The 12,331-nt window shown below is 42.1% G+C and carries 8 protein-coding genes; 5 read left to right on the top strand and 3 right to left on the bottom strand.

What is annotated here, in order from left to right; translation table 11 throughout:
• The first annotated feature begins 148 nt into the window (after positions 1-148).
• From CHU92_RS06005 to CHU92_RS06025, 5 genes are all read left to right on the top strand, one after another.
• Positions 149-1,807, top strand: coding sequence for an OstA-like protein (locus CHU92_RS06005; RefSeq protein ID WP_094413604.1), 1,659 nt, complete (start codon positions 149-151; stop codon positions 1,805-1,807).
• A 64-nt stretch (positions 1,808-1,871) separates the two neighbouring features.
• On the top strand, positions 1,872-3,065 hold the full coding sequence (locus CHU92_RS06010) for an aspartate aminotransferase family protein (protein WP_094413606.1): 1,194 nt from the start codon (positions 1,872-1,874) through the stop codon (positions 3,063-3,065).
• Between the two features lie 108 nt (positions 3,066-3,173).
• Complete coding sequence (locus tag CHU92_RS06015; RefSeq protein WP_094413608.1) at positions 3,174-4,571, top strand: tetratricopeptide repeat protein; 1,398 nt, start codon at positions 3,174-3,176, stop codon at positions 4,569-4,571.
• A 74-nt stretch (positions 4,572-4,645) separates the two neighbouring features.
• Positions 4,646-5,395 (top strand): shikimate dehydrogenase family protein, encoded by a 750-nt coding sequence (locus CHU92_RS06020; RefSeq protein ID WP_094413610.1) that lies wholly within the window; start codon positions 4,646-4,648, stop codon positions 5,393-5,395.
• A 145-nt stretch (positions 5,396-5,540) separates the two neighbouring features.
• The gene (locus CHU92_RS06025) at positions 5,541-7,616 is read left to right on the top strand and encodes a DUF349 domain-containing protein (RefSeq protein WP_094413619.1); all 2,076 of its coding nucleotides are present in this window, start codon (positions 5,541-5,543) and stop codon (positions 7,614-7,616) included.
• 42 nt (positions 7,617-7,658) lie between these two features.
• Here the strand turns inward: CHU92_RS06025 and CHU92_RS06030 are convergent, their stop codons facing one another.
• From CHU92_RS06030 to CHU92_RS06045, 3 genes are all read right to left on the bottom strand, one after another.
• Positions 7,659-8,786, bottom strand: coding sequence for a hypothetical protein (locus CHU92_RS06030; protein WP_094413613.1), 1,128 nt, complete (start codon positions 8,784-8,786; stop codon positions 7,659-7,661).
• The gene (gene mazG, locus CHU92_RS06035) at positions 8,786-9,562 is read right to left on the bottom strand and encodes a nucleoside triphosphate pyrophosphohydrolase (protein WP_094413621.1); all 777 of its coding nucleotides are present in this window, start codon (positions 9,560-9,562) and stop codon (positions 8,786-8,788) included. Before mazG ends, CHU92_RS06030 begins: the two co-directional genes overlap by 1 nt.
• Before the next feature lie 2,037 nt (positions 9,563-11,599).
• Entirely contained in the window at positions 11,600-11,899 is a 300-nt protein-coding gene (locus CHU92_RS06045) for a hypothetical protein (protein ID WP_094413617.1), read from the bottom strand.
• Positions 11,900-12,331 lie beyond the last annotated feature (432 nt).

Here is a 12,331-nt window from a genome sequence, read left to right on the forward strand (position 1 = left end):
AAGAAAAACGTAAAAAAACCGTCTCAAGTTGTGAGACGGCTTCTTTTCGTGCAATTTATGGCTACTTTTTACGTTATGTACAACTAACCGTTTCGGCATGGGTATTGTTGTATTAATTGTGTAAATTTGCACCTTAATTTTTTAAAATTTGAAAAAGCTACTCCTGTTGCTCCTTACTTTCACACTCTGTTCCTGCCTGTGGTCGCAAAACCAGAAAAAAAACAGCAATATTATTATTGAAAACTCTGATTTTGTAAACATGAACCAGGATGAAGTGCCGGGAGCTATCGTTTTTATTGGCAACGTAAGCGTATGGCATGATGGTGTAAGGATAACCTGCAACAAGGCTTACCATTTTAAAGATGAAAATTATGTGAAGCTTTTTGGCAGTGTTAAAATGAACCAGGGCGATTCGCTTTTCATGGACAGCCGCTATGCGGAATACAATGGTAACAGGAAATTTGCCTATGCTACGGGCAATGTGGTGATGCGCTCCCCGGACATGACGCTGACTACCGACACAGTAAATTTTGACCGCACTATACAGCAGGCCTTTTATAACACCTACGGAACTATTGTAAACGGGGAAAACACCCTTAAAAGTAAATCAGGAAGGTATATTGCAGGGCAAAAAAAATATGAGTTCAGGACCGCGGTTACCCTTACCAACCCTAAGCATGTGCTGAAGTCCAACCATTTGGACTACTATACCAATTCAGGGCACTCTTATGTGTTTGGCCCTTCAACCATCACCAGCAGGGAGGATTATATTTATACCGAAAATGGATTTTATGACACCAAGAAAAACGAAGCGCAACTGTTAACAAATTCCTACATACGCTACGGGACACGGATAATAAAAGGAGATAAACTGTATTACAACAAACCTAAAAACTATTCATCAGGCACTAATAACGTGCGGATTACCGATACTGTAAACAAATATGTCCTGGAAGGCCATTATGGAGAAATATTCCGCAGGCCGCAGGGAGATTCACTGGTGATGACAAAACATGCTGTGGCCAAAACACTGGTAGAAAAAGATACCCTCTACACTCATGCCAGGGTAATGATGGTAACCGGGAAGCAGGGCGGGAGGATTATCAGGGGGTATAATAATGCACGTTTCTATAAAACAGATATGAGCGGCAAATGTGACTCAATACATTCGGACGAAGCACACGGGCTGACCAGGCTGATAAAGCGCCCGGTGGTGTGGAACGGCGTCAACCAGATGACCGGGCAGGAAATACACCTGGTATCAAGCAACAAAACAAAAAAGCTGGATTCCCTGAAAGTTTTGGGCAATGCCTTTATTATACAAAAAGACACTCTGGGCACTGGCTACACACAGATAAAGGGCAAGAACATGTATGGCAAGTTCCGCGACAACAAGCTCTATGAAGTGGACCTGGTAGGTAATGCGGAGAAAATAATTTACATGTATGACAAGCAGGAACTTTTCGGGATTGATAAAGGTGTAGGAAGCAGCATCCATCTTGAGCTAAGCGATAACAAAATCACTTCGGCTACACTACTGAGGAAGATTGAAAGCCAGATTTACCCTGATGCCGAACTGCCCCAAAATGTAAGGAAACTCAGGGGCTTTGAATGGCGTGGCGACGAGATTATTAAAAGCAAGGACGATATATTCCCTCCGGAAGAGCAGGAACTGCATGACAAGATTGTCAACCGCAGTGAAAAGGAGAAACTAAAAGAGGACAAACCTATGGAACCCCTTAGGGAAACCCTGGAATATGACAGGAAGAACCCGGGGCCTGCATTATCAAAGGAAAAGAAACCTTAATATTACCTTTTTTAAAGTATTGTTATGATGGCCGGGTTTATGAGCTAAAAATACAAGCGGATAAATGATTAAAGACTTTTATAAATATCAGGCGCAAACTACCCCTCACCCGCTGGGCATGGAAGTAGCACACGCCAAAGGTTCATACATATATGATACGGCCGGCAAAGCCTATCTTGATTTTGTGGCCGGCGTATCGGCAGCAAGCCTTGGCCACCAGCACCCACGGGTGAACCGGGCTATCATTGAGCAGCTGGGCAAGTACAGCCACGTGATGGTTTACGGGGAATATGCGCAGCATCCCGCGACGGAATTTTGTAAACTGCTGGCCCAATACATGCCCGAAAAGCTGAGTAAAACCTATCTTACCAACAGCGGTACCGAAGCTACCGAAGGCGCGCTTAAACTCGCCCGCAGGGTAACCGGCCGTAGCCAGCTTATATCATGCCACAACGCCTACCATGGCAATACAATGGGCTCTATGAGCGTTATGGGGTTTGAGGAGCGCAAGCAGGTATTCAGGCCACTGGTACCTGATGTAGATTTCATAACTTTTAATAATGAGGATGACCTGCAAAAGATAACTACCAAAACTGCAGGCATAATACTCGAAACCATTCAGGGTGGTGCCGGTTTTATAAGGCCGCACAATGATTTTCTTAAAAAAGTAAGGCAACGCTGCGATGAAGTGGGCGCGCTTATGATATTGGACGAAATACAGCCCGGATTTGGCCGCACCGGTAAATTATTTGGTTTCCAGAACTATGATGTAGTGCCTGATGTTGTGGTTATGGGTAAAGGGATGGGCGGCGGCATGCCTGTGGGCGCTTTTACGGCCTCGCCCGAAATGATGGACCTCTTATGCCATGACCCTAAACTGGGGCATATCACCACATTTGGCGGTCATCCGGTTATAGCCGCAGCCTGCCTGGCAACATTACAGGAACTGGTCGAAACTGACATAATGGCGCGGGCGCTGGAGAAAGAAAAACTCTTCAGGGAGCTTTTGATACACCCACTAATAACGGAGGTACGCGGAGAAGGCCTAATGCTGGCCGCCATGACCGAAAGCGCTGAGATAACAAACAGAGTGATACTCCAATGCCAGGATAAGGGCCTGATATTGTTCTGGCTGCTGTTTGAAGGCAAAGCCATAAGGATTACACCGCCACTAACAATTTCAGATAATGAAATACGTGAGGGATGTGGCATTATTCTTGAAGTTATGGATATTATATTAAATGAAGCAGAACAATAAATTAACACGTAAAATTGTTAATTAAATTGTTTAAAACAAATGCCAATTATTTCCCTTCTACAGTAACATTTAGTAACTTTAAGAAGGATAATTTTAAACAAAAGGAGTATGAATTTGAGTCACGAAGAAGAAGATAACAGTTTATCCTTATCAAAGTTCGAATCAATGTTGAAAACCAACAAGGTATTCTTCTTTGACTCCGAAGAGTTTGAAGACATCATTCTTCACTACCTCGACACCGGAAAAATCAACCTTGCGAAAAAAGCCTTAAAACTCGGCCTTGAACAGCATCCAAGGTCAACAGGTTTAAAATTAGTACAGGTTGAGCTGCTTGTATTTGATGACAAGCTTGACATGGCAGAGCGCTTACTTAATGAACTCTATGCCATAGAGCCTACAAACGAAGAGATCTATATCCAGAAAGCCAATATTTATTCGAAGAGGGACCAGCATGACAAGGCTGTGGAACTTTTGCAGACAGCGCTTAAATATACTGATGATTATGCTGATGTATATTCGCTGCTGGGCATGGAGTACCTCTTTATGGATAACCTTGAAATGGCCAAGGAGAGTTTTATAAAATGCCTTGAGGAAGACACAGAAGATCATTCTGCATTATATAACGTGGTTTATTGCTTTGATTTTCTTGACCAGAACCTTGAAGCCATTGATTTTCTTAACGGTTTTATTGACAGGAACCCGTATAGCGAGGTGGCATGGCACCAGCTGGGCAGGCAATACTACTCAATAAAAAATTATGAACAGGCATTGCGCGCATTTGATTATGCCACGCTTATTGACGAAAGTTTCCTCGGTGCTTTCCTTGAAAAGGCTAAAACACTCGAGAGGCTTAAGCAGTATGAAGAGGCCATAACATGTTATAATATCACAATGGAGCTTGATGACCCTACATCATTTGCGCTGCTGAGGGTAGGAAAATGCCATGAAAGGCTGGGCAATGATGAAAAAGCACTGAAATTTTACCTGAAAACGGTACATGAAGACCCGCTACTGGATAAAGCATGGATAGCGATTACTGATTTTTACATCCGCAGGAAAAACTACCAGAAAGCGTTGTATTATGTTAACAAAGCTATCGGTATTGATAATGAGAATAAGCTGTACTGGAAACGTTACGCGGTGATAAATAAAGCGCTTAATTTTCATGAAGAAGCCGAAGAAGGATACAGAAAGGCTGTGGAATATGGCGATTACCAGCTTGACACCTGGCTTTTCTGGACCGATACGTTGCAGTTTTTAGGGGAGTATGATACGGCTATAAATACGCTGTTGCAGGCATCAGAATATTTCCCGGAAGAATATGAAGTAGAGTACCGCCTTGCCGGGTTATACTTCATGTTGCAGGAAACTGATAAAGGGATTTTTCACCTGAGCAACGGCCTCAGGCTAAATTATAAAAACCACACCCTGCTGGAAGAACAGTTCCCCGTAATATGGGAGCTTGCAGTAGTACAGGATGAGATAAAGAAATACAGTAATAAATAGTGTGGGTAAAAGCCCGGCAGCGTGAGTTGCCGGGCTTTTGTTTTTAAATATCCCGCCACTGAAACAACATCAACTTGAAGACAAATAAGGCAAAAATTTTTGGTCTTGTAGGCCGCAATATAAGTTACTCTTTTTCCGCAGGCTATTTCGCAGAAAAGTTTGAAGAGGAAGGCCTTGATAATTATTATTATAAAAATTTTGATATCCAAAGCATAAGGCAACTTCCTGAAATCATTGCTAACACAAAAGGGCTTAAAGGCCTTAATGTAACAGTACCTTATAAACAGGAGGTTATCCCCCTGCTGGATTCCCTTTCAAAAAAAGCGGCTGTAATAGGCGCTGTAAATACTATAAAAATCACTAAAAAAGGCCTGAAAGGCTATAATACCGACCACTATGGCTTCCGCAAGGCGCTGAAGCCCCTGCTGCAGCCCTGGCATAATAAAGCGCTTATACTCGGTACAGGCGGGGCATCAAAAGCAGTTGCCTTTGCGCTGCGCGACATGAAGATTGAATATGATTTTGTATCGCGCACTGCCACCGATACAGTTTTTGGGTATGACAGCCTGGACAGGGAAATATTTGATGATTACCAGATAATTATTAATACCACACCCTTAGGTACCTATCCTAAAGTTGAAGAATGCCCCCCGCTTAATTACCGCCTCTTTACAGAAAAGCACATAGCTTTTGACCTGGTTTACAACCCGGAGGAAACCTTATTCCTGAAAAATGCCGCTGCCGGTGGCGCTACTGCAAAGAACGGGTTTGACATGCTGGTGCACCAGGCAGATAAAGCATGGAAAATATGGAATAAAAGCTAAAAGTAGTATCCTTAGCTTAACAATATCGTAATCCTGTATTTTATTCACTTAAATTCCGGCATAAAGTGTCGTTTTTTTTTTGAATTTTAACCGGGCTTTACTATCTTTCGGCATTAAAGCATTAAAAACCCAAGCATCTATTACAATGTCAGTAGAAAAGAATGATAACCTGCATGAAGCAGACGGACAGCCGACACACGAACAAAATGAAGCCATTCACCCTGAAAATGGCTCAACAGTTGAAGTGCCTGAAACAAACGAGAATGATGAAGATATAACTGCAATAAGGGAAACCGAAGGGCAGATATTCCCACTTATGGAAAATGAGGGCGTGGAGAATGAAGAAAGCAGTGCACACACAGGTGAAGCCATTGCTGATGCGCTTATAAACGAAGGCGGGAATGCCGGCCAGCATGCAGGTGCTTTAAGCGCTGTTGAAGCTATTGAAAGCTCTAATGCAGAAGCAGGCGAAGACGGAGCGGGCCACCATGATATACCGATGAAGAATTACGAAGCTTTATCCATGGAGCAGCTTGTAGCCGAGCTTGAAACGCTTGCGGGCAATGATAAAGTTATGGCTGTTAAAGACCATGTTGAAGAGATAAGGAAAGAGTTTTATGCAAAATATAATCATCTTATAGAGGAAAAGAAAGACGAGTACAGCCATGATAACAATGGTGATACTGCAGGGTTTGAATATCACTTCCCGCTCAAAAACAGGTTTGACAGCCTTTACAACCAGTACAGGGACAGGAAGAACAGCCATTTTAAAAAACTACAGAACGACCTGAAGGGCAACCTTGAAAAAAGGGTTGCTATTATTGAGGAACTTAAGAACATAATAGACTCGGGAGAGAACATTAAAGACGCACTTAAACAGGTTAACGACCTGCGTGAACGCTGGAAAAATGCCGGGCCTATACCCCGCGACAAGTACAATCATGTGTGGAACAATTACCATTTCCATATAGAGCGTTTTTATGACCACCTGCACCTCGACAGGGAAGTGCGCGACCTTGACTTTAAACATAACCTGGAGCAAAAACAGCGCATCATAGCCCGTGTGGAGGAACTGGTGCAGGAAGAAGATGTAAACAAAGCATTCCGCGAACTGCAGGCGCTACACAAGATATGGAAGGAAGAAATAGGCCCTGTTTCGCGTGAACACCGGGAGGAGATATGGAACCGCTTCAGCGAACTCACCAAGCAGCTGCACGATAAGCGCGAAGCCCTGGCCGCAAAGGCAAAAGAACTTGAATCGGAAAACCTGAAAAAGAAGCAGGAGATAATTACACAGATTGAGGCTATAGCTGCCGAAAAAGTAAATGCACACAGCGGCTGGCAGGGGCAGATTGATAAAGTGGAAGCGCTGCGCGAAGCGTTCTTCAGGGCCGGAAAAGTGCCTGCTGAAGTTAATGAAGAAACCTGGGCAGCGTTTAAAAATGCCGTAAGGAACTTTAATGCACAGAAGAACTCTTTCTATAAAGACATAAAAAAAGACCAGCAGGAAAACCTCAACAAAAAACTGGCTTTAGTGGAGAAAGCACGTTCCCTCCAGGACAGTGAAGATTTTGCCGCTACAACGCCTGTAATGAAACAAATCCAGGAAGAGTGGAAAACTATAGGGCATGTGCCCAGAAAGTTTTCTGACAGTGTCTGGAAAGACTTCAAGGCGGCGTGCAACCACTACTTCGACAGGCTGCACGAACACCGCAATGCTGCCAACAGCGAAGAGCTGGAGGCTTTTGAAAAGAAAAAAGAATATCTTGAACAATTGAGGGATTTTCAGCTTACGGGAGACCATAAAACCGATCTTGATGCAATAAAAAAACATATTGAGAACTGGAAAGGTTTCGGCCGCGTACCACAGTCAAGGCGCCATATAGAGGGGAAATTTAATAAGATACTGGATGCTTTGTTCGATAAGCTCAGCCTTTCTAAGAAAGATGCCGACATGGCCCGCTTTAACAGCCGCCTTGAGCAGATGGCAGAAGGAGACAATGCACGCCGGATTGAAAATGAGAAGATTTTTATCATGCGTAAAATTGACGAGATACAAGGTGAGATTTTCCAACTGGAGAATAATATCCAGTTCTTTTCAAATGCCAAAGGCGATAATCCGCTTGTAAAAGAGGTTAAGAAAAATATAGAGCGCCACAAGCAGGAACTTCAAACCTGGAGAGATAAGCTAACGCAGATACGAAACATGAAGCAGGAATAATAGCCCTACTTAATAAAAAACCATCTTTAAGGGATGGTTTTTTTATCTATAATCAAAAGTTACAGGTATTTTTCTTGATTGTATCTGCGGCTCACGTACTATCTTCTTCTCATAGCGTGGCGTAATAGTACGGTCTGTATATTTTTCATCCCTGTATTTAATGTGTTCTACTATTGCTGATACTTTTACATTTACATCAATTGGCTGTACAATGTTATCGTTAATAAGGGCTATAAAATATTTGCCTTTCATTAACGCCTCATCCGTAAAGCGCTTGTAAGCGGCTATGCCTTTACCGCTGTCAAATGACTTATATGCTTTCTCCTGAAAGAAAAGCCTGCTGTTAGCTTCGTTTACAAGGGCATACTCCACATCTTCACCGTTAGTGGGAAGTATAAGGTTTGTAACTGCGCCGGCAGCTATACCCCCAAGGGGTGAAGTAAACATTGTGGTAGCGCCCTGCACTGCACCTACAATCATTTTCCGGTTCTGCTTCCAGAATTCGTTTGACTCTTCCCCTACACCTACCCAATAGGCCCATGCCACTACTTTTTTAGTTTCGTCTTTACCGGTGTAAGCAGCCGGTAACGTAAAAGCTACGGCAGCCCTGCTTTGCCCCAGTGTGGTCTTAGCATCAACACGCTGGTTTTTATCGAGTACTACTTCTTCATAACGCTTTTCAAAAGCTACAACCTTTTTTATTTTTTGCTCGTAAACAGTATCATACCCCACTACAACATCGCGTGTAAAGGTATTCCACAATGTATCATGCACGGTGGCCCATTTTACGGCTGTATTAAAAGCCCTGGTATCTGATGAAGCAGGCACGCGCTGTATCTTTACCCTGCAGATACGGCTTTCCTTACTTTTATTGGCAAACGTAAAGCTATAAACTGCTTTTTGGTTTACCCTGAACTCGCGGTTCTTCTCCTTTTTAACCTCAAGTTCCCTGTATTTAAAAGTTTGTGGATATTCGGCTACGGCAACTTCCGAAATGGTTTTGCCACCGGCCTCCTCAACAGTAAATAGTATCTTATCGCCTGCGGCAAATCCGTAAAGCAGTTCCTCTGAAGCGTTGGGTTCAAGCTTTAACTGCAATTCTGCAACATCCGTCTTTTGCCCGAAGCAAAAACAGCTTATGAAAAATAAGGCGAAAACAATCCTGTTCATTATTTTAGTTTTTTTGCTTCATTCCAGAATACATCCATTTCAGCAAGGGTCATATCAGCCAGTGATTTGCCTAGGGTGGCCGCTTTGCTTTCCAGGTACTGGAAACGTTGTATAAATTTTTTATTAGTGCGTTCAAGTGCATCTTCCGGATTTATATCGAGGAATCGTGCGTAATTGATCATAGAGAAAAGCACATCGCCAAACTCTGACTCAATCTTATCCTTATCGCCTTTACTAACCTCATCCTGAAACTCCTGAAGCTCTTCCTGTACTTTATCCCATACCTGGTGCGGTGCTTCCCAGTCAAACCCTACTCCGCGGGCCTTATCCTGAATTCGGCTGGCCTTAACCAATGCCGGGAGGCTTTTGGGCACACCTTCCAGTACCGATTTCTTACCTTCCTTCAGCTTCAGTTTTTCCCAGTTCTGCTTTACCTGCTCTTCGTTCTCTACCTCAGTGTCGCCATAAATATGAGGGTGGCGGTGAATAAGCTTATCACAAATCTCATTAGCCACATCGGCAATATCAAAATCACCAGTTTCGCTTCCAATTCTTGCATAGAAAACAATGTGCAGCAGGATATCGCCCAATTCTTTCTTAACCTCCTGCAGGTTATTATCCAGTATGGCATCGCCCAGCTCATAGGTTTCCTCAATAGTAAGGTGGCGCAGGCTTTGCAGGGTCTGCTTTTTATCCCACGGGCATTTTTCGCGCAGGTCGTCCATAATGTCGAGCAGGCGGTTAAAGGCATCGAGCTGTTGCTGGCGTGTGTTCATACTATATGTGTTTACCAAGTCCAATCATTAATTTCATCTTCAAAAAAGTCAGGCAATAAAGCCTCCGGATTTAACTCCATTTCTTTTTTTATCATCTCTTCCCATCCTTGTCTTGGCTTAGCCTTCATAATTCAAAAATAATTGTCGTGTCAAAAATATAAATACTATTCTTATGACTCTTATATTATATTTCTAAGTTCAATTCATAAGTGCAACACATAAATCTGCTGGAGTTTNTTGCAACTGGGCAGCGGTTACTACTGATGGTACTAAATTAGGTTGATCTCCTTCATTACCGATTTGTACCAAAATTGCATTCAGGTTATTGTTAACCGCTGTAATCATCGCTTGTACTTCGGCTATGGTAGCCGGAGCTGAAAAGTTGTTTGGATTTGCATCAATATAGGCTTGATAAGCCGACTGGTAGGCAGGATTAACCCCTGTAACGGGCAATTGTTGTAATTGGGCGACCGTTACTACCGATGGTACTACATTAGGTTGGTCTCCTTCATTACCGATTTGTACCAAAATTGCATTCACATTATTATTAACTGTAGTAATCATCGCTTGTACCTCGGCAACAGTAGCCGGAGCTGAAAAGCTGTTTGGATTCACGTCAATATAGGCTTGATAAGCCGACTGGTAGGCAGGATTAACCCCTGTAACAGGCAATTGCTGCAACTGTGCAACCGTTACTACCGATGGTATTACATTAGGCTGGTCTCCTTCATTACCTATTTGTACCAAAATTGCATTCAGGTTATTGTTAACCACTGTAATCATTGCTTGTACTTCGGCTATAGTAGCCGGAGCTGAAAAGCTGTTTGGATTCGCATCAATATAGGCTTGATAAGCCGATTGGTAGGCAGGATTTACCCCTGTAACGGGCAATTGTTGTAATTGGGCGACCGTTACTACCGATGGTACTACATTAGGTTGGTCTCCTTCATTACCGATTTGTACCAAAATTGCATTCACATTATTATTAACTGTAGTAATCATCGCTTGTACCTCGGCAACAGTAGCCGGAGCTGAAAAGCTGTTTGGATTCACGTCAATATAGGCTTGATAAGCCGACTGGTAGGCAGGATTAACCCCTGTAACAGGCAATTGCTGCAACTGTGCAACCGTTACTACCGATGGTATTACATTAGGCTGGTCTCCTTCATTACCTATTTGTACCAAAATTGCATTCAGGTTATTGTTAACCACTGTAATCATTGCTTGTACTTCGGCTATAGTAGCCGGAGCTGAAAAGCTGTTTGGATTCGCATCAATATAGGCTTGATAAGCCGATTGGTAGGCAGGATTTACCCCTGTAACGGGCAATTGTTGCAACTGGGCAACAGTTACTGCCGATGGTACTACATTAGGCTGGTCTCCTTCATTACCGATTTGTACTAAAATTGCATTCAGGTTAGCATTTACAGCATTGACCATTGCCTGAACTTGGCTAAAAAGGGCAGGGTTGCTAAAAAAGTTTGGATTGGCATCAATATAGTTTTGATAAGCGATAATATAGTTTGGATTAACACCCACAATTCCTATATCTATCAATTGTTGAGCTAAAATGGTCGATGAAAGATTTAAATCATCCGCTTCAATACCAATTTGCTCTAAAATTGTTTGTATAAATGAACCCGCTAAAATACAATCACTCCAAGCATTGTTTTGATAAAACTTAAAACATTGCGTAGAAACGTCGTAAATTATTAACCCGTTTACAGGGGAAGTAATCGCAGCGGTGTTGGCTACACGAGGTATGATTAATGCTTTATTGGCACTCTCTATTTCTAGAGCCGCACTCGGGCTGATGCTGGTGGGGTTGTCCCCGATTTTTACCTGAGCATTGAGATGTAATGCTCCTAAGGTTATTAATGTGATAAAAAGTTTTTTCATTAATGTGATGAGTTTGATTCAGGTTTACTTTACTCTGCTACTCTGTATAACTTAAAATGTAATTTTTCTTCACCAGCGTTTAATGTTAAAATATCCCTACTTGCTGAGAGCAAGTAGGGATGATTAATTAAAAAAATATTAGTTAGCAGTTACACCCAACTCTTGAACAATTCCAAAATTGTGAATGAATGGGGAATATATACGGATATTAGATGTTCCACTACCTGTAAGCCCTTCCAGTCTAACTGTTTGATTAGCTGAAGGAGTATAAATTATATCTACTCTAGAGCCTGAACCAACATTACCAGCTGAACTAGACACCCAAACTCCTTGATTATTATTACCTGAAATTAATTGAACACCTGTTATAGCATCTACCCATCTTATAAAAGTAAATCCGCCAGCCAAACTAAACTCTAAATTACCAGAAAATGACAATCGATAGGTTTTGCCTGCAGTTAATGAAAATACTCCTGTAGTTGTATTTAAAGGTAAAGCACCATTAAAAGAATCATTTAAAACTATGTTAGTTGCTGTTGAATTTATAATCTGAGCTGTATTACTTCTCGCAAAACGATGTGAAACTGTACTTAAATTGCTACTAATTTCTAATTCCTGAACAATAATTGTTCCGAAAGCATAATTAGCAAGATTAGCGTCTACGTCTAAAACTCTTAATTTAATTTGTTGATCACTAACTGGGGTATAAACAACATCAAGATGACCATTGTAAGTAGTATTTTGATTAATTGTAGCTGATACTGCTAATCCTCTAGCTGAAGGTAATATTTCTGCATTGCTCGTAGCATCAGTAAAAGCATAAACAATGAAGTGGTTTAAACTTATTTGTTAAATAAAAAAGGGTTGACG

This window comes from Flavobacterium cyanobacteriorum, from assembly GCF_002251835.1.
Taxonomy (GTDB): domain Bacteria; phylum Bacteroidota; class Bacteroidia; order Flavobacteriales; family Flavobacteriaceae; genus Flavobacterium; species Flavobacterium cyanobacteriorum.